The sequence below is a fragment of the Corynebacterium halotolerans genome (genome assembly GCF_050107895.1).
Taxonomy (GTDB): domain Bacteria; phylum Actinomycetota; class Actinomycetes; order Mycobacteriales; family Mycobacteriaceae; genus Corynebacterium; species Corynebacterium halotolerans_B.
Map to the genome: position 1 here is coordinate 17590 of NZ_JBNILW010000006.1, position 25451 is coordinate 43040.

General features: G+C 67.2%; 18 protein-coding genes. 8 read left to right on the top strand and 10 right to left on the bottom strand.

Features of this window, described 5'->3' with window-relative positions:
• Positions 1-87: 87 nt before the first annotated feature.
• Both ACQCVD_RS07385 and ACQCVD_RS07390 read right to left on the bottom strand, forming a co-directional pair.
• Entirely contained in the window at positions 88-1821 is a 1734-nt protein-coding gene (locus ACQCVD_RS07385) for an MBL fold metallo-hydrolase (protein ID WP_426823091.1), read from the bottom strand.
• Positions 1822-1996: 175 nt separating this feature from the next.
• A complete protein-coding gene (locus ACQCVD_RS07390; protein WP_426823092.1) occupies positions 1997-2986 on the bottom strand; it encodes a cation diffusion facilitator family transporter in 990 nt (329 codons plus the stop codon).
• Between the two features lie 182 nt (positions 2987-3168).
• Here ACQCVD_RS07390 and ACQCVD_RS07395 point away from each other — a divergent pair, with 182 nt between their 5' ends.
• Entirely contained in the window at positions 3169-4971 is a 1803-nt protein-coding gene (locus ACQCVD_RS07395) for a DUF222 domain-containing protein (protein WP_426823094.1), read from the top strand.
• Between the two features lie 699 nt (positions 4972-5670).
• Here the strand turns inward: ACQCVD_RS07395 and ilvC are convergent.
• The 3 genes from ilvC to ACQCVD_RS07410 form a co-directional block, all read right to left on the bottom strand.
• On the bottom strand, positions 5671-6684 hold the full coding sequence (ilvC, locus tag ACQCVD_RS07400; protein WP_426823095.1) for a ketol-acid reductoisomerase: 1014 nt from the start codon (positions 6682-6684) through the stop codon (positions 5671-5673).
• A gap of 229 nt (positions 6685-6913) precedes the next feature.
• Entirely contained in the window at positions 6914-7432 is a 519-nt protein-coding gene (ilvN, locus tag ACQCVD_RS07405; protein WP_426823096.1) for an acetolactate synthase small subunit, read from the bottom strand.
• The gene (locus ACQCVD_RS07410) at positions 7432-9312 is read right to left on the bottom strand and encodes an acetolactate synthase large subunit (RefSeq protein ID WP_426823097.1); all 1881 of its coding nucleotides are present in this window, start codon (positions 9310-9312) and stop codon (positions 7432-7434) included. Before ACQCVD_RS07410 ends, ilvN begins: the two co-directional genes overlap by 1 nt.
• Positions 9313-9824: 512 nt before the next feature.
• Here ACQCVD_RS07410 and ACQCVD_RS07415 point away from each other — a divergent pair.
• The 4 genes from ACQCVD_RS07415 to ACQCVD_RS07430 all read left to right on the top strand — a co-directional run bounded on the left by ACQCVD_RS07415 (position 9825) and on the right by ACQCVD_RS07430 (position 15522).
• Entirely contained in the window at positions 9825-11552 is a 1728-nt protein-coding gene (locus ACQCVD_RS07415; protein ID WP_426823098.1) for a mechanosensitive ion channel family protein, read from the top strand.
• A 68-nt stretch (positions 11553-11620) separates the two neighbouring features.
• Entirely contained in the window at positions 11621-12211 is a 591-nt protein-coding gene (locus ACQCVD_RS07420; protein ID WP_426823099.1) for a PH domain-containing protein, read from the top strand.
• A gap of 62 nt (positions 12212-12273) precedes the next feature.
• Entirely contained in the window at positions 12274-14115 is a 1842-nt protein-coding gene (gene ilvD, locus ACQCVD_RS07425; protein WP_426823100.1) for a dihydroxy-acid dehydratase, read from the top strand.
• A gap of 84 nt (positions 14116-14199) precedes the next feature.
• Positions 14200-15522, top strand: coding sequence for a glycosyltransferase family 87 protein (locus ACQCVD_RS07430; protein ID WP_426823101.1), 1323 nt, complete (start codon positions 14200-14202; stop codon positions 15520-15522).
• Positions 15523-15606: 84 nt separating this feature from the next.
• On the opposite strand, the gene ACQCVD_RS07435 is transcribed toward ACQCVD_RS07430, so the two are convergent.
• Positions 15607-16716, bottom strand: coding sequence for a DoxX family protein (locus ACQCVD_RS07435; protein ID WP_426823102.1), 1110 nt, complete (start codon positions 16714-16716; stop codon positions 15607-15609).
• Positions 16717-16996: 280 nt separating this feature from the next.
• Between ACQCVD_RS07435 and ACQCVD_RS07440 the strand changes: the two genes are divergently transcribed.
• Positions 16997-18124 (top strand): glutathione S-transferase family protein, encoded by a 1128-nt coding sequence (locus ACQCVD_RS07440; protein WP_426823103.1) that lies wholly within the window; start codon positions 16997-16999, stop codon positions 18122-18124.
• Here ACQCVD_RS07440 and ACQCVD_RS07445 read toward each other — a convergent pair.
• Positions 18121-18999, bottom strand: a complete 879-nt coding sequence (locus tag ACQCVD_RS07445) for a LysR family transcriptional regulator ArgP (RefSeq protein ID WP_426823104.1) — start codon at positions 18997-18999, stop codon at positions 18121-18123. The genes ACQCVD_RS07440 and ACQCVD_RS07445 overlap by 4 nt on opposite strands.
• A gap of 280 nt (positions 19000-19279) precedes the next feature.
• Between ACQCVD_RS07445 and ACQCVD_RS07450 the strand changes: the two genes are divergently transcribed.
• Positions 19280-19999 (top strand): LysE/ArgO family amino acid transporter, encoded by a 720-nt coding sequence (locus ACQCVD_RS07450; protein ID WP_426823105.1) that lies wholly within the window; start codon positions 19280-19282, stop codon positions 19997-19999.
• 55 nt (positions 20000-20054) lie between these two features.
• On the opposite strand, the gene mgrA is transcribed toward ACQCVD_RS07450, so the two are convergent.
• On the bottom strand, positions 20055-21143 hold the full coding sequence (mgrA, locus tag ACQCVD_RS07455; RefSeq protein WP_426823106.1) for an L-glyceraldehyde 3-phosphate reductase: 1089 nt from the start codon (positions 21141-21143) through the stop codon (positions 20055-20057).
• 168 nt (positions 21144-21311) lie between these two features.
• Here mgrA and ACQCVD_RS07460 point away from each other — a divergent pair, with 168 nt between their 5' ends.
• Positions 21312-22739, top strand: coding sequence for a glycosyltransferase 87 family protein (locus ACQCVD_RS07460; protein WP_426823107.1), 1428 nt, complete (start codon positions 21312-21314; stop codon positions 22737-22739).
• Between the two features lie 65 nt (positions 22740-22804).
• Here the strand turns inward: ACQCVD_RS07460 and ACQCVD_RS07465 are convergent, their stop codons facing one another.
• Both ACQCVD_RS07465 and gatB read right to left on the bottom strand, forming a co-directional pair.
• Complete coding sequence (locus ACQCVD_RS07465) at positions 22805-23743, bottom strand: VOC family protein (RefSeq protein WP_426823108.1); 939 nt, start codon at positions 23741-23743, stop codon at positions 22805-22807.
• A 192-nt stretch (positions 23744-23935) separates the two neighbouring features.
• Positions 23936-25441 carry an Asp-tRNA(Asn)/Glu-tRNA(Gln) amidotransferase subunit GatB gene (gene gatB / locus ACQCVD_RS07470; protein WP_426823109.1) on the bottom strand — a complete coding sequence of 502 codons (1506 nt, stop codon included), beginning with the start codon at positions 25439-25441 and terminating at the stop codon, positions 23936-23938.
• Between the last annotated feature and the right edge of the window lie 10 nt (positions 25442-25451).

A 25451-nucleotide genomic window follows, 5' to 3' on the forward strand; every position in this document is an offset into this window, starting at 1 on the left:
ACACAGTGGCGTGCGACAGAAGCTGAGCTTACCCTATCGCTCTACAGGTATGCACAGAGAGGCGCGCCCTGACACCCCCGGAATGTGTCACTGATAGGACACGAACCACGGCCGCGGGGAAACCTCCTCGTAGGTCTGCTGCGGGGTGAAGGTCGGGAAGTCCTCGTCATAGAAGTTCTTCCAGGCCATGAACCACTCGTTGTGGTCCAGTCCCTCCTTCATCACGTTCCAGGTGTCGAACTTCTGCCCCGGCTCACCGTGGCCGTCGGCGTGCAGCACGTGGGCCAGCTCCGGGTGGGAGGTGTCGATCTGCTCGCGGTCGCGCAGCATCTGCAGCTGGAACTGGTGCAGGACGAAGGCCTTCTGCGGCAGCTCATTCTCCCGGGTGAGATCCGCGAGCCAGGTGGCCACTTCATTGACCTCCGCGGCCTCCGCATGCCCGACCCGCTGCATCGGCTGCTCGCCCGGGTGCAGGTTCCACTCGGGATCCAGCGCCAGACCGACGTTGGGGTGCTTGAGGAGCTCCTCGTAGAGCTTGGCCTGCTCCAGGAAGGACGCCTGCCCGGACTGCAGATCCAGAACGGCATAACCGCCGGCATCCACGATGGCATCGACGTAGGGGCGGATCTCTTCCACGGTGAACTCATTGGAGTAGTCGCCGTCCTCGCCCGAGAACTCGGAGGCCACGGTGGCGATCACCTCGAAAGCGGGGATCACCGGCTCGTCCGAGTACTGCTGGTACTCGTCGACCATCTGCTGCACGCGGGCCACCGCCTCCGCGGGCGGCTGCTCCCCCATCGCGCCGAGGGCCGGACCGGTGTAGTGGCCGTACAACGCCACCATCCGACGACCCGGGAACACCAGACCACCACCGCCCGGCAGCTCAGTGGTCACCGTCTCCCCCAGCTGGATCTTCTCCACCAGTTCCTCTGCGGTGCCGAACTGTTCCCCGAGTGCGATGAGCGGCTGATCAGCCAGACCGGCCACCATCTCCATCGTCTCGGCGTTCAGCCGCGGGTCAGGGAAGGACATGAACCGGACCTCGCCGCCGTAGGAACGGACATTGGCGACGTCGATCGTGGAGCTCTCCGGGCTGGCGACGATGACGGGGGACGCGTCGGCGTCGCGACGCGATCCCGCGGGCAGCGCCGGCAGCTTCTCGGCGTCCTCCTCCCGGCTGACCGGGAACTCCTCCCACGCGGCGGTGAGCAGCGTGTTGCTGTCCGGGTCCAACGCGGCGGTGGCCTCCGCCATCTCCGCCGGCGACGTGACCTCCTGCTCCGTGAACTGCTTGGCGGTGATCTCGCCCAGCCCCTCCATCGAGCCGTCGTCGGCGAAGATCTCCGCCCCCTCGATGTCCGGCAGATCGACCTCGCCGACCGTCAGGATCCGGGTCGCGCCCAGCCGCTCGGCCTCGGCGACGATCGCGTCCCGCTGCTCGGGCACGAAGCGCAGCATCGGGGCGTGGGTGACCACCCCGATCGACGCTGCGCGCAACTGGGCCGCGTCCGAGGGGCCGGCGACGATCAGGGTCTCCGAGGACGGGAAGAAGAGCTCGCTGGAGGCGATGCCGGCCTCGTCCGGGATCACCTGTGGGGCCTGACCGAACTCCTCGGCGACGTTGCGCCCCCGGTTGGCTGCCCGCGCCTGGGCGTAGATGCCCTGCTCCTCGGCCTCGGCACCGGTGGTGGCACCGCTCACCGTCGAGGAATCCGAGGAACCCTGATCTTCATTCGAGCAGGCGACGAGCAGGGTTGTGCCCAGTACCACCGCACCCATGAGTGCGGTCAGCCGACGGACACGGGACGGGGAATGTTGCACAGGAATACCTCTCCGATTCGTGGGGCGATCGAGTTCACTACGAACGCATCAGTCCTACTTTATGCCACGAAAGGGCCCGGTTCCCCCTCCCCCGCGGAAAGAATGGCCGCAGCGACGCCACGGCGCCCCGCGTGCCGGGACACAATTCCGGACTGACGGGAGCTGTCCGGGGAAGCTAGTGCCGCCCCGGCGGCTCCGCGATGCACCCGGTCTCGTGTTCACTGTGGGCGGGGTGCTCCAGCTGGACGGTGGAGTGGCCGATGCCGTGGCGCGCGAACACGGCGTCGGCGGCGTCGAGCACGCCGCAGTTGCGGCCCTCCAACGCAGCGGGATGGACCACCACGTGCACGGTGGCGAGCATGTCATTGCCGTCCAGGCTCCACACATGCAGGTCGTGGACGGCCTCGACCTCGTCCAGGTCGGTGAGCTCCGCCGCGATCCGGTCCGTGTCGACGCCGCGGGGGACCCGCTCCAGGAGCACTCCGACGGCGTCGCGGAGCAGCTGCAACGAACGCGGGAGGATGATCGCGGCGATGAGGAGCGAGGCGATGGTGTCCGCGAACTCCCACCCGGTGTAACGGATCACGAGGCCCGCGATGATCACCGCGACGGAGGCGAGCATGTCACTGAGCACGTGCAGGAAGGCACCGCGCATGTTCAGGTTGCCGTGCTGGTGGCGCATGAGCACCAGGGCGGAGATGCCGTTGGCCACGAAGCCGATGCCCGCGACGAGCAGCATGAGCCCCGTGTTGATCTCCGCACCCCTGCCCAGCCGGGAGATCGCCTGGATGACGATGCCGACCGAGATCACCGAGACCACGGTGGCGTTGATCATCGCCGCGAAGACCTCCACCCGGCGATAGCCGTAGGTGGCCGAGGCCGAGGCGGCTTTCCGGCCGATGAGCATGGCCACCAGGGCGATGATGAGGCCCGTGGAGTCCGAGAGCATGTGCATGGCGTCCGCCAACAGCGCCATCGACCCCGACACCAGCCCGCCGATGAGCTCCGCGAAGAAGATCACGGAGGTCAGGATGATCACCAGGACGAGAGCCCGCAGCGACTGCGGCACATGACTGTGGTCGTGGTCGTGACTGTGCCCCTGCGCCGGTTCCTGGTGGCCGGCGCCGTATCCGGGATCTTCCCCCTCGTGACGTGAGTCCTTCATGCCCGCAGCTTAGCCCAGCCTGACCCTTATTGAAAGCCTTTTGAAAATCTGTTGCGGGTGAGGTCGGTGGTGCGGTTTGTGCCGTGATCGTGACTGACTGTTAACCAGGAATTAGTACACGTGTTCGAATAGATGGATTAGGATGGGTGCCACACCGAGGACAGACACGGGGGTGAACCGAGGTGCGCAGCATTCATGAACACGTCAGGGCCATTGAGCACCATGCGTCGGCGGTCGCCGACGCCGTCGCTGAGCCCGATGCCGCTCTCTTCACCGTGAACGCGGACGTGATCCCGGCCCTGGAGCGGGCCTTCAACCTCAAATCCGGTATCGATGCCGCTCTGGCCTATGCCGCCGACCGGGCGCGCGCCGGAGACCGGGTCGGCTCCTCCCGCACCGTGGACTACCTCATGAGGGAACTCGACCTGTCCTATCCGGAGGCGATGAACCGGCTGCGCCTCGGCCACCAGAACCACGGGGAGATCATCGACCCGTCCCCCGTCCCACCACCGGAGCCGGAGCCAGAGGATGAGGGCCGGAGTGAGGAGGAGCAGCGCCGCGCGGCGGAAGAACGTCGCCGCCTGGAGGAGGAGCGGCGCAGGCGGGCTGAGGAGCATCAGCGGCGGCAGGAAGCCCAACGGGAGAAGGCCCGGGAGCAGGCCCGGAAATCCCGGCTGAGTCAGGAGAAGCTCCGCGTCATCGAACGCGAGCTGGACAACCTCAACGGGGATGCCAAGCACAGTCACAATGACCTCTACGTCCGGGCAGTCACCGAGGCGGGCAAACGCACGCCCGAGGATCTTCGGGACTGGGTCCGCACCCAGGTGGTCAAGGCGAACCGTGCGAGCACCGACCCGCACGCCGCGTTCAAGCGGCGCCGACTGACCATCGGGCGCCAGGACAGCCACGGCGGGGCCGAGTTCCACGGCTACGCGCCAGCGGACACGCTGGCGCTGCTGGAGGCCGCGCTTTCTCCCGCGAGGACGTCCGGCCACCTGGTTGACGACCCCGGCCACAAGGACACCCGCACCATGGCCCAGCGCCGGCTCGACGGGCTATCGGTGATCCTGCACAACCACAGTGCCGAGCGACTCAAGAGCACCGGTGTGGCCACCGTGGTGGTGAGCATCTCCGCCAAAGATATCGAGGACATGACCAACCCCGAGGCGGACCACCGCTATCCGACGAATACCCGGGCCATGATGACACCCGCTGACATCCTGCGACTGGGCGCCACCAAGTACAACTACGTGGTCGTCCACCATCCGAAGAGCGGTGATCCCCTGCACATCGGCCGCACGGAGCGCCTGGCCACCGTGGAGCAGCGCTTGGCGCTGCTCGCGTCCCACCTGGTGTGCACGAACCCGGACTGCACCGAGCCTTTCTGCAACTGCGAAATCCACCACATTGAACCCTATGGGCAGGGAGGTGAAACGGATATCTTCAATCTCGCGGCCGTGTGCATCCGTCATCACTCCGATAACCGCGACCAGCGGGACGGCCAGGGCGCCCGCGGCCACGTCGCCCGTGACCCGGACAGCGGCAGGGTGGGCTACCAGCCTCCACCCCGACCCGGTAATCCGCACCCTGCGGTGGAAGTCAACAACACGGAGCGGCAGGAACACTCCGGTGGAGCAAAGATCCGGAAACAACAGTGGCCGGGCGAGGGGCCGGAGACGCCGGATGGCGATCCCACGACGACCACGCGGGGCGAAGAAGAGACAGTGGAAAAGCCCCAGGACGGCCCTCCCCGGTACCCGAACCGCGGGAGACCTGTGCCCGAAGCCGGTACCGCCGCAGCCGACCAGGGAACACGTGCCTCCGGGGAGTCACCGCCGGCCCCTCCGGGGGCTGGGGCTACCCGGCACGAGTCTTCGCCTCCGCCCCACACAGCTCCGCCACCCGCACGGCCGGGTGGGCAGCATTCCTTCAACGAAACCCCGCCCGCTCAGCCACCCCTGTTCCCATTCGATGGCGCCGGCTGAACCCGCACTGTTTGAAGTCTCACAGGCCGAAAACGACCACTGAGCGCGCTCCACCCGCAAGTCCCATCTCACAGCGGGGTCGCTCGTGTTGCTGAAGGGGGCGACAGGGGCTGAGGCTCGCGTAGCAATGCACCCCGGAGGCGGCACTGACCTGGTCGGCCGAGCGGGCAGGCCTCGGCGAAGGAAGCGAAGGGAAAGTCGGCTTCCGCCATCCGAGCACCTTCGACCGCTGCCGAGCCGGTAGCCCCCGCTCCAATAATCGGAATGACTGAAGCGCCGGGAGCCGCCCAACCGAGTGTCATGAACAAATCAGTCGAATCATGTGGAGACGCCACACTTCACCAGTTGGGCACGACTTTTTTCACCGACGGCACCAGCGGATCGACACAACAATGTGCCGATGAAATGATGCCGGCAGTACAAAGCCTGTTGCAGGAACAGTCAGCGGGATAAAAACGGGCGGCCTCGCAGATCGTTTCTTCTGCCGAGGACGCCGTTCCAGGTTTCACACTGCGCAAGGAGCACGGACCAAGACGATGGCGCTGACCAGCACCGCGAAGTGCCTTCCACCGGAAACGGCGGGAAGAACCCAGCGTGCTTATGTCAGCGCCATCGGATGCGGGATTTCTGCGGGATCACGGCGCCTGCGTGCGATCCCGTGATCTCCTCCCGCGAGGAAACCCTTGGCCGGCGAAAACCTTAAGCGGTCTCGTTCAGCGGGTTCTTGACCCAGCTCATCAGATCGCGCAGCTTGGAGCCGGTCTTCTCGATCGGGTGCTCGGCGTACTCAGCGCGCAGTCCCTCGAGCTCCTTGTTGCCGCCCTCGACGTTGGCGATCAGGCGCTTGGTGAAGGTGCCGTCCTGGATGTCGCTCAGGATGTCCTTCATGCGGGCCTTCGTGTCGGCGTCGATGACGCGCGGGCCGGAGAGGTAGCCACCGAACTCGGCGGTGTCGGAGACCGAGTAGTTCATGTTGGCGATGCCGCCCTCGAACATCAGGTCAACGATCAGCTTCAGCTCGTGGAGCACCTCGAAGTAGGCCATCTCCGGCTCGTAGCCGGCTTCGGTCAGGACCTCGAAACCGGTCTTGACCAGTTCCTCGGTACCACCGCAGAGCACGGCCTGCTCGCCGAACAGGTCGGTGACGGTCTCGGCCTCGAAGGTGGTCGGGATGACGCCCGCGCGGCCGCCACCGATGGCGGAGGCGTAGGACAGCGCCAGGTCACGGCCGTTGCCCTTCGGGTCCTGGTCGATGGCGATCAGGCAGGGCACGCCCTTGCCGTCGACGAACTGGCGGCGGACCAGGTGGCCCGGGCCCTTCGGGGCGACCATGCCGACGACGATGTTGTCGGCCGGCTTGATCAGGTCGAAGTGGATGTTCAGGCCGTGACCGAAGAACAGGGCGTCGCCGTCCTTCAGGTTCGGCTCGACGTCATCCTGGAAGATCTGGGCCTGCGAGGTGTCCGGGGCCAGGATCATGATGACGTCAGCCCATGCGGCGGCATCTGCGGTGGTCTTGACCTCGAAGCCGGCCTCCTTGGCCTTCTCGGCGGACTTGGAGCCCTCGCGCAGGCCGATGACGACCTCGACGCCGGACTCGCGCAGGTTCTGGGAGTGGGCGTGACCCTGGGAGCCGTAGCCGATGATGGCGACCTTGCGCCCCTGGATGATGGACAGGTCGGCGTCGTCGTCGTAGAACACGTCAATAGCCATGGGGTGAAACTCACCTTTCGTGTGAAAATCTGCTTCGTACACTCGCTGCCGACCATACCGGTCGATCAGGGGTGACCTTGAGTACAAGTATCGCACAATGAGACAGTGCGTGGTGTTGGTGGGGTCGATTTCCAGAAACCTCCCGGTAAATCTCCGACCCCACCCCTCCGTATCTCACTGGGTGAGATTCCAGGGAGGTGGCGCGGAAACCGCGCCAGGCCGGTGACAGCTAGAACCTGGTGGGCGCCATCGTCTTCGGACCGCGGTTCAGCGCGATCTGGCCGGACTGGATCAGTTCCCGGATGCCGAAGGGCTCGAGCACGTCCAGCAGCGCGCGCAGCTTGCCCGGGGTGCCGGTGGCCTCGATGACCACGGACTCCTGGGCGACGTCGACCACGCGGGCGCGGAAGATGTTCGCGGCGTCGACGATCTGCGGCCGGTTCGTGGCGTCCGCCGCGACCTTGACCAGCATCAGCGCGCGGGCGATGGTGGTTTCATCGTCGAGGCGGACGACCTTGAGCACGGGGACGATCTTGTTCAGCTGCTTGGTGATCTGTTCGATCCGCAGCTCATCGGCATCGACGACAATGGTGATGCGGTTGATGCCGGGGGTCTCGGTCTTGGCGGAGACCAGCGAAACCAGGTTGAAGCCACGGCGGGTGAACATCGCAGACACACGGGAGATGATGCCTTCAATGTCTTCGACCAGAACGCTGAGGATGTTGCGGGTGATATCAGTGTTCGACATTAGTTCTCCTGGGTGTTGCGCTCGACGGCCTGGGCCTCGAGGGCGTCGTGGATGTCCTCCGGGGTTTCGGCGGCAGATTCCTCGTCATCGAAGAAGGGGCGCAGGTCCCGGGCGTACTGGATATCCGAGTTGGAGGAGCCGGCCGAGACCATCGGCCAGACCTGGGCGTCCTCGCCGACGATGAAGTCGATCAGCACCGGACGGTCGTTGATCTCCCGCGCCTTCTGGATCGCGGGGATGACCTCCTCCTCCTTCGTCACCCGGATGGCCACGCAGCCGAGCGCCTCCGCCAGCTTGACGAAGTCCGGAACGTACTCGTTCTGCTCGCGCAGCTTGGTGTTGGAGTAACGGCCCTCGTAGAACAGGGTCTGCCACTGGCGGACCATGCCGAGGTTGCCGTTGTTGATGACGGCGACCTTGATCGGGAAGCCCTCAACCGCGGAGGTGGTCAGCTCCTGATTGGTCATCTGGAAGCAGCCGTCGCCGTCGATGGCCCAGACCTCCTTGTCCGGGGCACCGGCCTTGGCGCCGAGAGCAGCCGGCACGGCGTAGCCCATGGTTCCCAGCCCACCGGAGTTCAGCCAGGTCCGGGGGTGCTCGAAGTTCAGGAACTGGGCGGCCCACATCTGGTGCTGACCCACGCCAGCGCAGTAGATCGCGTCGGGGCCGACCTGCTCGGCCAGCGTCTCGATGACGAACTGGGGCTCCAGCATGCCGTCGTCCGAGCGCTCATAACCGCGGGGGAAACGCTCCTTGAGGTCGCCCAGCTCGGCGATCCACTCCCCGATCTGCGGCGTTGCGACGCCCCGGGCGGAACGGTACTCGTCCAGCAGTGCGGCGAGCACCTCCCGGGCGTCGCCGACGATCGGGACGTCGACGGGACGGATCTTGCCGATCTCCGCCGGGTCGACGTCTGCGTGGATGACCCGGGCGTCGGGCGCGAAGCTCTCGACGTCGCCGGTGACGCGGTCGTCGAAACGCGCGCCGATGGTGATCAGCAGATCCGATTTCTGCATGGCACCGACCGCCGGGACGGTGCCGTGCATGCCGGGCATGCCCATGTGCAGCGGGTGGGAGTCCGGGAAGGCACCCAGCCCCATCAGCGTGGTGACCACGGGAATGCCGGTGTACTCGGCGAACTCCCGGAGTTCGGCGTGCGCGTCGGCCTTGATGACGCCACCGCCGATGTAGAGCACCGGACGCTTGGCCTCGGCGATCAGGCGGACCGCCTGGGCGACCTGGCGGGAGTGCGGCGTGGTCACCGGACGGTAGCCCGGCAGATCGATGGTCGGGGGCCAGACGAAGTCGACCTCGGCGTTCTGGACGTCCTTGGGGATGTCGACCAGGACCGGGCCGGGGCGGCCGGAGGAGGCCAGGTGGAACGCCTCGGCGAGCGCCTTCGGGATGTCATTGGGCTCGGTGACCATGAAGTTGTGCTTGGTCACCGGCATCGTGACACCGCGGATGTCGGCCTCCTGGAAGGCGTCGGTGCCCAGCAGTCCCGTGCCCACCTGCCCGGTGATCGCGACGATCGGGACGGAGTCGAGGTTCGCGTCCGCCAACGGCGTGACCAGGTTGGTCGCACCCGGTCCGGAGGTGGCGATGCAGACGCCGACGCGGCCGTTGACCTGCGCGTAGCCGGTGGCGGCATGGCCGGCGCCCTGCTCGTGGCGGACCAGGACGTGGCGCAACTTCTCCGACGAGTACAGCGGGTCATAGAGGGGAAGTACAGCGCCGCCCGGAATGCCGAACACCACATCGGTGCCGAGCTCCTCGAGGGAGCGCACGATGGCCTGTGCGCCGGTCATCTTCTCCGGGACGCTGCGCCCGCGGTGGGCGACCGTCGCCGGAGTGGGCGGTTGCGAAGCTGCCACGTTCACGACTTTCTGTCTCCTAATTTTCTTGAAGGATCACATGTTCTCAAAGTTTTGCCCGGATCGCGTCCCACCGCCCGCCGGCCCCGGGATCGCCGGGAGGCTGCAGCGACAGGTCACCACGGTCTGGGACTCTTCCACCACGACGTGCGCCGCTCGGATCCCACGATCACAATGACAACGCCCTCGAACAGCCACTGTGGGTGGGTGCTGTCGAGGGCGCTTGTCGGGACGACTTGTATAGCCGTTACGGCAGGCGCCGCGCGGGTACCGATACAAGTCGAATAATGATCATGGTTCAGACACTACACGGCCCTCCCCCGGAACTCCACAACAATCCGTGCCGGCAGGTACACCCGGCCATCACCCGTTCAATCCCCGGCCCGCCCCGTCCGCGTGCCTGGTCAGGGTCGGTTGCATGGCCGATTCTCAGGCCCTGACCCGACCGTGTTAAAGCGACGGCTCAGGAGATTGACACCCCCTGAACAGGTGGTCGATCCGGACTAGGATGACGGACTATGTTGTCACTGAGATACCTGCTCTCCGCTGGATGGGAGTGGTTGACCGGCACCGGTCTGACGCTCGCCATCCTCGTTGTGTGCACGCTGCTCATACCCCGGGTCGGCCGGTTCGTGCTCTGGTTCATCAACCGCCAGATCGACAAGAACGAGGAGGAGGTCGGTCCGGACGAGGGCAAGACCCAGCGGGCCTTCGCCGGCGTGGCCGTCTACATCGGTCAGCTGGTCGCCTTCTTCCTGCTGTCGGTCCTCTTCCTGCAGACCCTCGGCTTCTCGCTGACCGGTGCCGCGATCCCGGCGACCGTGGCTTCCGCCGCCATCGGCCTGGGCGCGCAGTCGATCATCGCCGACTTCCTCGCCGGCTTCTTCATCCTCACGGAGAAACAGTTCGGCGTGGGCGACTGGGTCCGCTTCGAGGGCAACGGGATCGAGGTGGAAGGCACCATCATCCAGGTGACCATGCGTGCCACGCGCATCCGCACCCTGGCCCAGGAGACGGTGATCATCCCGAACTCCACCGCCCGGGTGTGCGTGAACGCCTCCAACTACTGGTCCCGCGCCGTGGTGGTCATCCCGGTGCCGTTGCTGGGGTCCAGCGATGCCACCGAGGCGATCAACCGCTCCGAGGCCGCCACCCGCCGGGCCCTGTCCCGTCCCGAGATCGCCGCCGAGCTACTCGGTGAGCTCGACGTCCAGCCCGCCGTGGACATCACCCCGCCGACGGTGGTCGGCATGCCCTGGATGGTGAACATGCGCTTCATGATCCAGGTAACCGCCGGCAACCAGTGGATGGTGGAACGTGCCGTCCGCACCGAGATCCTGGATGAGTTCTGGGACGAGTACGGTTCGGCCACCACCGTCTCCGGGGAGCTGCGGGACGAGGTGACCACCGCCGAGGCACCGGCGCAGAGCCGGTCCCAGGACACCTCGAAGGCGATGACCGCCGCGCCGCTGATCGACATCGCCTACGACCGTCCGGAGGACACGACGGAGACCGCCGCCACCGAGCGGATCAGTCCCGCGGACGGCGCGCGGGAGGACGACTCCCCCACTGAAGTGCTGCGCGCACCCGTGCCCGTCAACCCGGGGACCGGGGACATGCCCGAGGTCCCGGCCGGCCTGAGTGATGAGGAGGGACGCGATCCCGCCCGCACGAAGTCCGAGACCATGTCCCCGGCAGAGGAGGACGAGGAAGAACCGTCCACCGAGGTTCCGGAAGAAGAACAGAGCCGCTGGCGGCGGATCCTCTCACTGCACGGCCGCGTGCGTGCCTCCACCACGGTGCTGGTGGCGCTGCTGGCCGTTCTCCTGCTCCTGCGGGTGTTCGCAATTGAGCCGCCGGAGGACTGGGTGGAGCGGAACCAGCGGGCCGAGCAGGTCGAGACCACCCCCACCGAAGAGGAGCCGACCGTCACCGAACCCACCGGCCCCACCGAACCCACTACCCCCACCGGTACGCCCGAGCCCTCGGAACCGACCGACACCACCTTCCCCACCGAGGGCACCTCATCCCCGACCGAAGGTTCCGACATCTCCCCGCAGCAGGAACCCGGTACCGAGCCCACGGGCGCGACCGGTACCGCGGAAACCGGACAGCCGACACAGCAGAACCAGGCCCCGCAGCTGGGGACGGCTGAGCCGGGCCCGCAGGTCGAGCCCACGCCCGGCACGGGCGGGCAGACCAATGGCGCCGGCACCGCGACCGGCGAGTCCGCACCGACCTTCTAGGCCCACGGGCGCCGGCTCCGCCCGGTCCGGATTTAGGGGCGGCGGGCCGGGTGGCTACTATTACTGCCATGAGTTCCAAGGCTGGCCACCAGGCGGAGACCGCACGTGAGACGCATACGTTCCGACCGGAGCGCACCCATGTTCTCGCGGCGTTCGTCATCACCCTGATCCTTCTGCTCATGATCGGCCACAATCCGCCCTATCTGGTCTGGCTGCTGCTGTTCCCGATCGCCTTCGTCTACTGGGTCTTCACGGCCCGGACCACGGTCGGCGAGGACGGCATCGACATCCGCTACGCCTTCCGCGGCAGGCGCCACATCGCCTGGGACGACGTCGCGGGCGTCGCCTTCAAGCGCGCCCGTGCACTGCTGTCGACGACGTCCGGCCAGGAGCACACTCTGCCCGGTGTCACCTTCAACTCACTGCCCCACCTCCAGGAGGCCTCGCGCGGCCGGATCCCCGATGTGCTGACCGCAGGTCGAATCGCCGCCGACGACAAGGTCGTGGTCTATGACCGCGACGGCGAGCCCACCCTCATCTCCAAGGAGGAGCACGCCCGACGCGAGGCCGAGAAGGCCCGCCGTCAGGCCGCCGCTGAATCGGCCGAACAGACCGAAACCGGCACCGCCGACACCCCGGACACCGACCCCCGGTCCTGATTTCCCGAGGTTGGCCTTCCCCGGTCTTCCTCTTCACGCCCGTTTCCCAGGAGCACACCGCCTTGATCCCCCTTCGTTCCAAAGTCACCACCGTCGGCCGCAACGCTGCCGGAGCCCGCTCCCTGTGGCGGGCCACCGGCACCCAGGAGCACGAGTTCGGCAAGCCGATCGTGGCGATCGTCAACTCCTACACCCAGTTCGTGCCCGGGCACGTGCACCTGAAGAACGTCGGTGACATCGTCGCCGACGCGGTGCGTGCCGCCGGCGGCGTGCCCAAGGAGTTCAACACCATCGCCGTGGACGACGGCATCGCCATGGGACACTCGGGCATGCTCTACTCGCTGCCCAGCCGCGAGATCATCTCCGATTCCGTGGAGTACATGGTCAACGCCCATACCGCCGACGCCATGGTGTGCATCTCCAACTGCGACAAGATCACCCCGGGCATGCTCAACGCCGCGATGCGACTGAACATCCCCGCCGTCTTCGTCTCCGGCGGTCCGATGGAGGCCGGCAAGGCCGTGGTCGTCGACGGCGTGGCCCACGCCCCCACCGACCTGATCACCGCCATCTCCGCCTCCGCCTCCGACGCCGTGTCCGACGCCGGTCTGGCCCAGGTCGAGGAAGCCGCGTGTCCGACCTGCGGCTCCTGCTCCGGCATGTTCACCGCCAACTCGATGAACTGTCTGACCGAGGCCCTCGGCCTCTCCCTTCCGGGGAACGGCTCCACGCTGGCCACCCACTCCGCCCGCCGCGAGCTCTTCGAGCGGGCCGGCGAGACTGTCGTCGAGCTGTGCCGCCGCTACTACGGTGAGGAGGACGAGTCGGTCCTGCCCCGCGGCGTCGCCACGAAGGCCGCCTTCGAGAACGCCATGGCACTGGACATGGCCATGGGTGGTTCCACCAACACGGTGCTGCACATCCTGGCCGCCGCCCAGGAGGGCGAGGTGGACTTCGGGCTCTCCGACATCGACGAGTTGTCCAAGCGCGTGCCCTGCCTGTCCAAGGTCGCGCCGAACTCGGACTACCACATGGAGGACGTCCACCGCGCGGGCGGCATCCCCGCCATCCTGGGTGAGCTCTACCGCGGCGGCAAGCTCAACGAGGACGTCCACACCATCCACTCGGCCACGCTGGCGGAATGGCTCGACGCCTGGGATGTCCGTTCCGGCACGACCTCGGCGGAGGCCCTCGAACTCTTCCACGCCGCCCCCGGCGGGATCCGCACCACCGAGGCGTTCTCCCAGTCCAACCGGTGGGACGAGCTGGACACCGACGCCGCGAACGGTTGCATCCACGACGTCGAGCACGCCTTCACCGCCGATGGCGGCCTGGTGATCCTGCGCGGCAACCTGGCCCCGGACGGCGCGGTCATCAAGTCCGCCGGCATCGAGGAGGAACTGTGGCACTTCTCCGGCCCGGCTCGCGTGGTCGACAGCCAGGAAGCCGCCGTGTCCATGATCCTCAAGCGCGAGGTCCAGGCCGGTGAGGTCGTGGTCATCCGCTATGAGGGTCCCTCAGGTGGCCCGGGCATGCAGGAAATGCTGCACCCGACCGCCTTCCTCAAGGGGGCCGGCCTGGGCAAGAAGTGTGCCCTGATCACCGACGGCCGTTTCTCCGGCGGTACCTCGGGGCTGTCCATCGGCCACATCTCGCCCGAAGCCGCCCACGGTGGGCTGATCGGTCTGATCGAAAACGGTGACCAGATCACCATCGACGTCCACAACCGCCAGCTCTCGCTGGACGTGGACGACGCCGAACTCGTCCGCCGCCGGGAGAAGATGGAGTCCCGGGAGAAGCCGTGGACCCCGGTGGCCCGCAAGCGCACCGTGACCAAGGCCCTGCGCGCCTACGCCAAGATGGCCACCAGCGCCGACAAGGGTGCGGTGCGCCAGGTCGACTGATTTTTCTCCTCCTCACCAAGCAAAACCCGTGCCCACCGGCGCGGGTTTTGTTCTTGCTCCCGCGAACCTCCTAACCTCTAATGGGTGAACACTAACGCCGCAGAACCCACCGCCGCCCCGGACCCGGGAGGTCCCGCGACAGCCGGGAGGCTGCCACTGATCCACCGGGTGCTGACGGTGCTCGGGCTGTTGACCGGGCTCGGACTGCTGTTCCGGCACACCCAGCTCACCGACTTCCCGGTCGACATGGCGATCTACCGGGCCGGCGTGCGCGAGTTCCTCTCCGGCGGGGAGATGTACTCCCAACCGATGGCCGCGGGTGATCTCCTGCTGCCCTTCATCTACCCGCCCTTCGGTGCACTGGTGCTGACCCCGTTGACCGCCTTCGATCTGTTCACCGATGACCAGGCCGGCAACATCATGATCGTCCTCTCCGGGCTGCTGGTGCTGCTGTGCCTGTACCTGGTGTTCCGGGCGCTGCTGGGGACGGCGTCGAAGAGCACGGTCTGGGCCGCGGCCGCGGTGTCCTGGGCCGCGGCGCTCGCGATCGAACCGATCTGGCTGAACGCCTCCTTCGCGCAGATCAACGTGGTGCTCATGGCGTTGGTGGTGCTGGACCTGGTGCCCCGGAAGCGGTGGTTGCCGCAGGGCTGGCTGATCGGTATCGCCGCAGCCATCAAGATCGCCCCGGCGGCCATGCTCCTGTATTTCCTGTTGCGCAAGGACTTCCGGGCGATCCTCACCGCGGTGGCCTCCGGCATCGTGGTCACCGTCCTCGCCGCCCTGGCCCGCTGGGACGCCACGTGGGAGTACTTCACCGTCGTGCTGCTGGGTATGGGAACGGATTCGGAGTTCGGGGTGGACTCGACATACACCTCCAACAGCTCGCTGAAGGGCATGGTGATGCGCTTCTTCGACACCAGGGAGGCCATGGACGCCAACGGCACCCTGCTCAACATCATCTGGCTGCTGCTGGTGGTGCTGACCGTCATCTGCGGTGCCCTGCTCATGCTGCGGTTGTTCCGCCGGGGCATGCAGGTGGAGGCGTGGCTGGTCAACGCGGTGGTCATGCTGCTGATCTCCCCCGTGTCCTGGTCGCACCACTGGGTGTGGCTGGGTATCCTGCTGCCGGTCATGGCGTGGCGGCTGCTGGCGCGGGCTCCCCGCGGTGGCGCCCGGATCTTCCTGGGGACGGTGCTCGGGGTGTGGGCGGTGCTGGTGGTCACTGTCCCGCCGAAGTGGTGGTTCGGGGACGGCGTCGACGTTTTCACCCTCGCCGTCTGGCAGAAGATCCTGGTCTCCGATTTCGTCTGGCTCGGCCTGCTGTTCCTCGTGGGGATGTGGTGGTTGACCCGGCGCATCCCGCCGATCACGGGAGACGCCGTGCGGGACCGCGCGACCGCCTGACACAGATGCCCTGCGGGCCCGGTTCCTGGTGTGGAACCGGGCCCGCAGGGCATTGTCGGTAGAGCGAGATATAAGGAAGGGCCATCAGTTCAGCGGGTTGACCCCCGCGCCGAACCACCAGAGGGCCACCGCACCGGCGATACCGAGGACCACGAAGATCCAGGAGGAGACCAGCGGACGGCGGGCCCACCGGCGGCCGAAGTCGAAGGAGTACAGGCCGGGGCCGGTGAACTGCAGCGCCAGGGAGATGACCAACAGCACCACCGAGAGCATGACATCTGCTTCCCAGGCGAAGACGTTGAGGCCAGCACCGCTGTCGGTCAGGGCGTGCAAGGCGGTGAAGGACGTGACGATGGTCGCCAGGGCGGCGAACAGCGGCGTGATGAGGCCGAAGATCAGGAAGACACCCGCGAACAGCTGCAGCGAAGGCACGACGATGGCCAGAATGTCCGGCACCGTGTAGGCGCTGTACTCGTTCTGCAGGTCCGAGAGGCCGGGCGAGCCGCCGAGCTGGAAGAACGTGGCCACCGAGACCAGTACCAGATAGACGCCGAGCAACAGGCGGATGACCAGCAGCCCGAAGTCGATGGTGCCGCGGCGGTGCTCGCGCGGCTCCGCGACGGCGCCCTCGCGTCCCGCCCTGTCGTCCGCCTGAGCGAGGCCGACTGCGCCAGCACCCGCGCCGGCCCCGGCAGTAGCCGCTCCCGCGGTCGTCGCTCCGGTCCCGGTGTCCGTCGGCCGGTCCTCGAACTGCGTCGGGTTCGTCGGCTGCGGAGTCGGCTGTGGCGTCGGCTCGGTGAACACGGAGTTGTCCACCGGTGCGAAATCGGTGTCGGCGTAACCGGAGGACGGTGCGGACCGATCCGACCGGTCGAAGGCGGTGGTCGGGGCGTCGGAACGCAGTGGTTGGGGATCCTGCCCCGCCGGTTTCTCGGCGTCGGCGTTCTTCCCGGGCACCGAGAAGGCGGTGGTCTCCGCGCTGCCGGAACCGCCGGCGGCGCTCGCGGCCGTCGCCCCACCGGAGCGGTCCGCGGACTGCTTCGGGGGAATATTCTGGGGGGCCGCCCGACCGGTGCGGTTATAGAGATTGTCACTGGTCCGGTCGCCCTCAGCCTTGCCCGGTGAGTAGGTGGGCACGTCGAAGTCGTCGGCACCGGCGCGGTCCGGTTTGGGGGTTTTGTCGTTGTCGCTCATGCCTGCCAGAGTAGGTGAATTTACACCTCCACTTGAGATTCACGGCGCGTGCCGGTGGATTTGGAAGTCGAAATGTTATCTGGCCGCGTCTTTCCTTCCGGCGGCATTCTCGTCTCCCTGGGGCAGCACCCCGAGGCCATTCAACCCGTCTTGTCACCGTTTTCTCCCCGAACCCCGGCCCGGGAGGCCGCCCGGGAGTGCTGCGCGGACAGATGCCACTGGCGGATCCGGTTCCGGGAGGGTACAATTGTTGACACGTCATACAAAAAAGGAGCACGGCATGAGCGCACAGAACCAGGACTGGGCGGGCGATCCGGAGAACGCCTCCCCGGACGGAGAATTCGTCCGCGACACCACCTACATCAACGACCACATCGTCGCCAGCCTACCGGCCGGCTCCTCTCCCGAACAACAATCGGACGGAACCTTCCACTGGCCCGTGGAAGCCGGGCGCTACCGCCTGGTCGCCGCGCGGGCCTGCCCCTGGGCCCACCGGACAGTCATCACGCGCCGGCTGCTCGGCCTGGAGGACGCCCTGTCCCTGGGGTTGACCGGCCCCACCCACGACAAGCGCTCCTGGACCTTCGATCTGGACCCGGACGGCGTGGATCCCGTGCTGGGTGTGCCGCGCCTGCAGGACGCCTACTTCAACCGTTTCCCCGACTACCCGCGTGGCATCACCGTGCCGGCGATCGTCGAGGTGCCCACGAAGAAGGTCGTGACCAACGACTTCCCCTCCATCCCGATCGACTTCAACAACGAGTGGACCGAGTTCCACCGCACCGGCGCCCCGGACCTCTATCCGGAGGAGCTGCGCGAGGAGATCGACACCGTGGGCAGGCGGATCTACACGGAGGTCAACAACGGTGTCTACCGCGCCGGTTTCGCCGGCTCCCAGGACGCCTACGAGGACGCCTACCACCGGCTCTGGACCGCGCTGGACTGGCTCGAGGAACGCCTGAGCACCCGGCGCTACCTGGTGGGCGAGCACATCACCCTGGCCGACATCTACCTCTTCCCCACCCTCGTGCGTTTCGACGCCGTCTACTACAGCCACTTCAAGGCCTCCCGCAACAAGATCGTGGAGCTGCCCAACCTGTGGGGCTACCTGCGGGACCTGTACCAGACGCCGGGATTCGGCGACACCACCGATCTCACCGAGATCAAGGAGCACTACTTCATCGTCCACAAGGAGGTGAACCCGACCCAGATCGTGCCCGTGGGGCCCGACCTGTCCGGACTCACCACCGAGCACGGCCGGGAGGCCCTGGGCGGGTCCCCCTTCGCCGAGGGCGCCACCCCTCCCGGGCCGGTCAAGGAAGGCGAGCAGGTCAAGAACCCGCTGACTGCCGAAGGCATCGCCCCCACCCGGGGTCGCAGCGCCGCCGAGGCGGGCACCCACAGCTAGCGGGGCCGGTCGAGCACCGCCGACGCCGTCACCACGGCGTCGGTGAGCTGGTCCAGCAGGACGGACTCCAGCCGCCAGCGCTGCCAGTGCAGCGGAACCTCGAGCACGCGATCATCAAGGCGCACGAGTTCGCCGGTCTCCAGCAGCGGCGATGCCTGGGCCTCCGGCAGCAGCGCCCAACCGAGGCCGACCCGGGCCGCCTCCACGAAGGCCTCCGAGGAGGGCACATGGCTGACGCGCCGGCGCCGCCGCACCTCCGGGGCCAGGCGGCCGTCCAAGTCCGCGTCCTGCAGAACATCGTTGGGGCCGAAGCGCAGGGCCGGTAACCGGGCCCAGTCCACCCCCTCGACCGTGCTGTAGCGGCTGCGCAACTCCGCGGTGGCGACCGCGAGATAACGCATCCGCCCCAGCTCAATGACCTCGCAGCCGGACACCGGCGTGGCATCCCGGGTGACGGCACCGAGCACATCGCCGCGGCGCAGCAGGATCTGGGTGTGGGCCTCATCCTCCAGGCGCAACCGCAGCGCCGCCTCGCCCCAGTGGGCCGCGGCTGCGAGCACCGGCCGGAACCAGGTGGCCAGGGAGTCGGCGTTGACGGCCACCGCGAGCGGCACCCTCCCCAGGCGGCCGCGCAGCTGGGCATCCGTCTCGGCCTGCAGCAGTGACATCCGCCGGGCCGACTGAACCAGGATCTCCCCCGCCTCCGTCACCCCCACGGGAGTGGTGCGCCGTACCAGCACGCGGCCGGCCTCCTTCTCCATCGCCTTGACCCGCTGGCTGACGGCCGAGGGTGAAATCCCGAGCGCTCCGGCCGCCCCCTCGAAGCTTCCCTCATCCAGGATAGCGAGCAGAGTCTGCAGGTGATGCGGATTCATGAAGCCAGGCTACCGCACTCAAAATTAATGAAGCATTTCTTATGCGCCAAGGACTGGAGCACCGGTCTGCTGACGCATTCCGAGGCGGGGACCGGGGGATCTTCACACCCCATGCGGTCAGCTCCTCACCGCGGAACATATGATCTTTCCCACCCGTTTCCTCAGAGCACACGGCGGAGCCCGAGGGAACGGCGTGCCGCGGCGGAAAAATGAAGCTCTCCTTCACCGAGGTTAGATGGTTTATGTTTACTTAAACCGGGCGCAGCGAGAGAGTGGGGTCATGTCCATTGTGCTCGCGGGTTTTCTTCTCGGTATGTCCCTGATCGTTGCGATGGGGCCACAGAATATTCTGCTGATCAAGCAGGGAATCCGTCGTGAGGGTATTACGGCGGTGATTCTGGTGTGCCTCATCTCTGACGTCATCCTGTTCACCGCCGGGGTCCTGGGGGTCGGAGTGTTGACCGAGTCCTTCCCCCTCTTCCTCGACATCCTGCGGTGGGCCGGAGCGGTCTATCTCGCCTGGTTCGCTCTCAGATCCCTCCGGGACGCGCTCCGCCCCCGCTCCGGGGGTGCCACCGTCATCGAGGACAGTGAGCCGCGCGAGCGGGAACGGCCGGAAGTGGACGGCGGTGCGGGCGGTGGCGGCGTCGCCCTCAAGACCCGGGAACGGACGCTGCCGCGGTTGCAGCTCCCGCAGCTACGCACCCGCCACACCTGGGTCAAGCCGATGCTTGCGGCGGTCACGCTCACCTGGCTCAACCCCGGCGCGTACCTGGATTCCCTGGTCATGGTCGGCGGAATCGCCAGCCAGTACGGTGACATGGGCCGGTGGCTGTTCATCGGCGGCTGCCTGCTCGCCAGTCTGGTCTGGTTCACCGGTGTGGGATACGGCGCCGGTGCGCTGTCCCGGCCACTGTCCAACCCCAAGGTCTGGCGCGTGCTCAATCTCTGCTTCGGCGTGATCCTCGTGGGTCTGGTGGTCAAGCTGGTGACCATGTAGCACACCGAAGTCCGGCGGTTTCACGCTCCCCGCGCCACGCCCACGAGCTGCCGCGTCAGTTCTGCTCGCGCCGCTTCGAGGCCGTGGCCCCGGCCCAGATGTTGATGTTGCCGTCATGGGCGATCTGCTCGATCTCCGCCAGCTCTGCCGCGCTGAACTCCAGATTGTTCAGAGCGTCCAGATTGGTGTTCAGCTGCGCCACGGAGGACGCTCCGATCAGCGCGCTGGTCACGGTCTCTCCGCCGTACTCCCCCTGCTCACGGAGCACCCAGGCCAGGGCCAGCTGTGCCAGGGACTGGTCGCGCTGTTGCGCGATGTCGTTGAGCCGGCGCACCATCTCCAGGTTGGCCTCGCTGAGCATGCTCTCATGCAGTGACTTTCCCGCGGCGGCGCGGGAATCCCCCGGCACGCCGTTCAGGTAGCGGTCGGTCAGCAGCCCCTGCGCGAGCGGGGAGAAGGCGATGACGCCGAGGCCGTTGTCGGCGGCCGCGGTCAGCAGGGAGTCCCCGCCCTCTCCGGGCTCCTCGACCCAGCGGTTGAGGATCGAATAGCTGGGCTGGTGAATCAGCAGCGGGCAGCCCTCCTCCGCCATCAGTTCCGCCGCCTCGGTGGTCAACTCCGGGCCATAGGAGGAGATGCCCACGTGCAGGGCCTTGCCGGAGGCCACGATGTCACGCAGCGCGTACATCGTCTCCTCCAGCGGGGTGTCCGGATCCGGCCGGTGGTGGTAGAAGATGTCCACGTAGTCCACGCCGAGTCGTTCCAGTGACTGGTCGAGGGAGGCCATCAGGTACTTCCGTGATCCACCGAAGCCGTAGGGGCCGGGCCACATATCCCAGCCCGCCTTGGAGGAGATGATCATTTCGTCGCGGTGGCCGGAGAAGTCCTCCCGGAGGATCCGGCCGAAGTTGCGCTCCGCGGATCCGGGCGGGGGCCCGTAATTGTTGGCGAGGTCGAAGTGGGTGACTCCGCGGTCGAAGGCGCGGCGGATGATCGCGCGCTGGGTGGCCAGGGGCTTGTCGTCGCCGAAGTTGTGCCAGAGCCCCAGGGAGATGGCGGGCAGTTTCAGCCCGGCGCGGCCCACCCGGCGGTACTGCATGGAGTCGTATCGGTCATCAGCAGGTGTGTAGGTCATGGGCCCCATTGTGCCCGGACACGCCCGATCGCGCGGGAGCACCGCACTCAGCGACACCCCGCCGGGGACTGTCCACGCTGCGGATCCGGTACCGCCCCGGCCTGGTTCCGGGCGGCACTGGTCCCCACCGCCTCTCAGTGACCGCGTGTTGACCCCACCCCGGTATAGTTTCGTCCTGTGCGTGTGAACCTCTCCCCGACCATCGGCACCGCCGGCACCCCGAAGCCACGGTTAAGCAGCCCCCGCCACCGGGCAGGCACGATGGTGGCGGTGATCGCCGCCCTTGCGGTGCTGGCACCCTGGGTTTTTGGCGCGGGGATCTTCCCCGGCACCGCCGGAGAGGTACTGCGCTATCACATTGATTTCCACGTGTACCGGGAAGGCGCGCAGGCGCTGCTCGCCGGGGACAACCTCTACACGCGCAGCTATGAAGTCCGCGGGATCACGCTGCCCTTCACCTACCCGCCGCTGGCCGCGATCCTGTTCATTCCCCTGACGTGGCTTCCGCTGATGGTCGGCGCGGCATTGTGGACCCTGGTCACCGCCGCCCTTCTGTGGTGGTGCATGGTCATCGTCCTGCGCCACTGCACCCCGGGACGATCCGCCGCCGATCACCGGACCCTGGCCACCTGGCTGCTGCCGGTCGCGCTGCTCTTTGAACCGGTGCGGGAAACCCTCAGTTTCGGCCAGATCAATGTGCTGTTGATGACAGTTGTACTGGTGGACACCCTGACGCGCCGGCCATGGCTCCCGCGGGGGGTGTTCATCGGACTGGCTGCCGCGGTCAAGCTGACGCCAGCGGTGTTCATCCTCTATTTCCTGGTCCGCCGCGATTGGCGCGGTGCGGCCACCGCCGTGGGTTCCGGCGTGGCTTTCACCCTCGCGGCCGCTGCCGTCAACCCCGCCCTGTCGTGGACCTACTGGCTGGACACGCTCAGCGACACCGGGCGCATCGGTGGTCTCGCCTACACGGCGAACCAGTCCATCCAGGGGCTGCTGTTCCGGGTGCTACCCGAGGACGTCGTGGATCCGGTGTGGCTGGTCCTGGTGGTGCTGGCACTCGCCGGCATCATCGCGGCGATGGTGCGTGTGCACCGCGCCGCCGCGACCCCAGGCGGGTCCGCCGTCGGCCTCGTCGTGCTCAATTCACTCGTGGCACTGGTCTGCTCCCCGGTGTCCTGGTCGCACCACTGGGTGTGGCTGGTCCCCCTCGCGATTGTGCTGGGGGCAGCGGTCTGGCGGACCAGGGCCAGCGGTGACCGGGTGGCCCGGGCCCTGGCGGGTGGGGTGCTCGTTCTGACGGTCTCCTGCAGCCTCCTGCAGCCCCACTGGAACCTGCCGAATACGCAGGACCGGGAGCTCGACTGGGCGTTGTGGATGCAGCCCTGGGGCAACACCTTCGTCATCATCGCGGTGTTCACCGTGGTCAGCGTGCTGCTCATGCCCCACATCCTGCTCCCGGGGAAGGTCGTATCGACCCCTGGGAACGGGGAGGTGTCCGGACACGTCCCACCGCAGCCCTTCCTGGCCCGCGGATGGGCCCTGGTGCAGCTGGTGGTCGCGGTCGTGCTTGCCGTCGGCTCCGTGGCACTCTGGTTCAGGTAGGGGCCTCACTCCGCCCGCTGTTCTGAGGCTTATCGACGCCCCGGGCGGCGATTCCCCGCCGGCGGTCAGCGTGCCAGCAGCTCGCTCGCATCCGCGCCGGTGACCGAGAGATCCACTACCGTGCCCCACGGGTCATCGACGCTGATGGTGTTGCCGTGGTCCCGGAACTGCAGGCCGCGGTCGCGCAACCGCGTGCCCAGGGCGTCGAGCTCGTCCCGGCCGGACACGCTCACGGCGACATTGCCGAGGCCGAGCGTGGCCGCCCGGGGCCCGGCCCCGCGGCTGTGCCAGGTATTCATGGCCACGTGGTGGTGGTAGCCGCCCGCGGAAGCGAACAGCGCGCCACGAAGACCCGTCAGGGTCGCCTCGAAACCGAGGGCGTCCACGTAAAATTCCCGGGCCCGACCGATGTCCCCGACCTGGAGATGGACGTGGCCGACCATTCCGGGCAACCGGCCCGCATGGTCGACGGCATCCTCCGTCAGGTGCTCGGAAAGGAATGCGTTCGGATCGATGCCGATGGTGTCCATCGCCACTTCGCCGTTCCTGTAGATCCACTCGCTGCGGTCGCGGTCGATGTAGAGCTCGATGCCGTTGCCCTCCGGGTCCGTGAAGTAGAAGGCCTCGCTGACCAGGTGGTCGGAGGCTCCCACATAGCGGCTCCGCGGGCCCCGGGCGGCGTGGTAGACGGTGGCGGCCAGCCCCGCGCGGTCCGGGAACAACCACGCGGTGTGGTACAGACCCGGTTGGCGGCGATCAACCGGCGGCAGATCCGGCGTCGCGATCAGGCGGATGAACGGTACCCCGCCGCGCCCGAGCACCCGGTGAACCTCGCTGGTGGCATTGTTGGCGACTTTTTCCGCCATCGGCTCCAGAGCCAGGGCCTGCGTGTAGTAGGAGGACATGTTCTCCAGGTCCCCCACGCGCAGCGTGACCGCGTCCATGCCGGTACCGCTCCCCAGCTTGGTGGCCTGCCCGAGCTGCTGATCTTCCGAGAGAATCATGTCTTGCCCCTTTACTTTCAGCTTCAACTTTCTACAGCCTCCACCCCAGGGGACATTAGTTGCCACGTCAACTAATGTGGCCCTGGAAGCGTGTCTCCCCTCCCGGCCATGTGGTGCTTCGGGGATCCGGTGCCCCACGGAAAACGGCGCCCCGGGGCACGTGGCCCCGGGGCGCCGTAGCGCTCTCCGCAGTTACTTCAGCTTCTCCGCGATCAGCTTGTTGACCTGGGCCGGATCGGCCTTGCCCTTGGTCGACTTCATCACGGCACCGACGATGGCCCCGGTGACCTTCTTGTTGCCGGCCCGGTACTTCTCAATGATGTCCGGGTTGGCGGCCAGCGCCTCGTCCACGGCGGCCTCGATCGCGCCGTCGTCACGCACGACCTCCAGGCCGCGGTCCCGGACCACCGTGGCCACATCGCCCTCACCGGCGAGCACGCCGTCGACTGCCTTGCGGGCCAGCTTGGTGGTCAGCTTGCCGTCCTTGACCAGTCCCACGACCTCGGCGACCTGTGCCGGGGTGATCGGCAGGGTGTCGAGCTCCCGGCCGTCTTCCTTGGCCTTCGCCGCGAGGTAGTTGCCCCACCAGGCACGGGCCTCGTCCGGGGTGACCCCCTCCTCGACGGTCGCGATGATCAACTCGAGGGCACCGGCGTTGACCAGGTCGCGCATCTCGGCGTCGCCCAGCTGCCATTCCTCCTGGATGCGCGCGCGGCGGATCCACGGCAGTTCCGGCAGGGTCTCGCGGATCTCCTCGACCCACTCCTTCGGTGCGATCACGGGCGGCAGGTCCGGATCGTTGAAGTAACGGTAGTCCTCGGCGGTCTCCTTCGGCCGCCCCTTGGAGGTCGAGCCGTCCGTCTCCTGGTAGTGGCGGGTCTCCTGGTCGATCGTGCCGCCGTCGGTGAGCACCTGCGCCTGGCGCTGCATCTCGAAGCGGACGGCCTGCTCCACGGACTTCAGGGAGTTGATGTTCTTGGTCTCGGTGCGGGTGCCGAAGGGCTCGGTGCCCACCGGGCGCAGGGAGACGTTGGAATCCACGCGCATGGAGCCCTGGTCCATGCGGGCATCGGAGACACCGAGGGCCTTGACCAGCTCACGCAGCGCGGTCACATAGGCCCGCGCGACCTCGGGAGCGCGCTCGCCGGCACCCTCGATGGGCTTGGTGACGATCTCGATCAGCGGGATCCCCGCACGGTTGCAGTCCACCAGGGAGGCGGTGGCGCCGTGGATGCGGCCGGAGGTGCCCCCCAGGTGGGTCAGCTTCCCGGTGTCCTCCTCCATGTGCGCGCGCTCGATCTCCACGCGCCACTCGGTGCCGTCATCGAGGACGACGTCCAGGTAACCGTCATAGGCGATCGGCTCATCGTACTGGGAGATCTGGTAGTTCTTCGGCTGGTCCGGGTAGAAGTAGTTCTTCCGGGCGAAGCGGGAGGACTCGGCGATGGAGCAGTTCAGGGCCAGGCCGATCTTGATGGCCCATTCGACGCCCTTGGCGTTGACCACCGGCAGCGCCCCGGGCAGGCCGAGGGAGACCGGATCGACGTTGCTGTTCGGTGCCGCACCGAAGTGAGCGGAACTGGCGGAGAACATCTTGGTCTCCGTGCCCAGTTCGACGTGGACCTCAAGGCCCAGGACGGGATCAAATTTCTCGAGGACCTCATCGAAGTCCATCAGGTCATACGTGGCGGCAGTCATGTGCCAGATT

Bases quoted from the DNA above. Each gene is read 5' to 3' on its own strand.
- ilvN (WP_426823096.1), bottom strand. From the start codon at position 7,432: ATGTCGAACACTGATATCACCCGCAACATCCTCAGCGTTCTGGTCGAA.
- ACQCVD_RS07445 (WP_426823104.1), bottom strand. From the start codon at position 18,999: ATGAATCCGCATCACCTGCAGACTCTGCTCGCTATCCTGGATGAGGGA.
- mgrA (WP_426823106.1), bottom strand. From the start codon at position 21,143: ATGGGGCCCATGACCTACACACCTGCTGATGACCGATACGACTCCATG.
- ACQCVD_RS07420 (WP_426823099.1), top strand. From the start codon at position 11,621: ATGAGTTCCAAGGCTGGCCACCAGGCGGAGACCGCACGTGAGACGCAT.
- ACQCVD_RS07435 (WP_426823102.1), bottom strand. From the start codon at position 16,716: ATGAGCGACAACGACAAAACCCCCAAACCGGACCGCGCCGGTGCCGAC.
- gatB (WP_426823109.1), bottom strand. From the start codon at position 25,441: ATGACTGCCGCCACGTATGACCTGATGGACTTCGATGAGGTCCTCGAG.
- ACQCVD_RS07450 (WP_426823105.1), top strand. From the start codon at position 19,280: ATGTCCATTGTGCTCGCGGGTTTTCTTCTCGGTATGTCCCTGATCGTT.
- ACQCVD_RS07440 (WP_426823103.1), top strand. From the start codon at position 16,997: ATGAGCGCACAGAACCAGGACTGGGCGGGCGATCCGGAGAACGCCTCC.
- ACQCVD_RS07415 (WP_426823098.1), top strand. From the start codon at position 9,825: ATGTTGTCACTGAGATACCTGCTCTCCGCTGGATGGGAGTGGTTGACC.
- ilvC (WP_426823095.1), bottom strand. From the start codon at position 6,684: ATGGCTATTGACGTGTTCTACGACGACGACGCCGACCTGTCCATCATC.
- ACQCVD_RS07390 (WP_426823092.1), bottom strand. From the start codon at position 2,986: ATGAAGGACTCACGTCACGAGGGGGAAGATCCCGGATACGGCGCCGGC.
- ACQCVD_RS07465 (WP_426823108.1), bottom strand. From the start codon at position 23,743: ATGATTCTCTCGGAAGATCAGCAGCTCGGGCAGGCCACCAAGCTGGGG.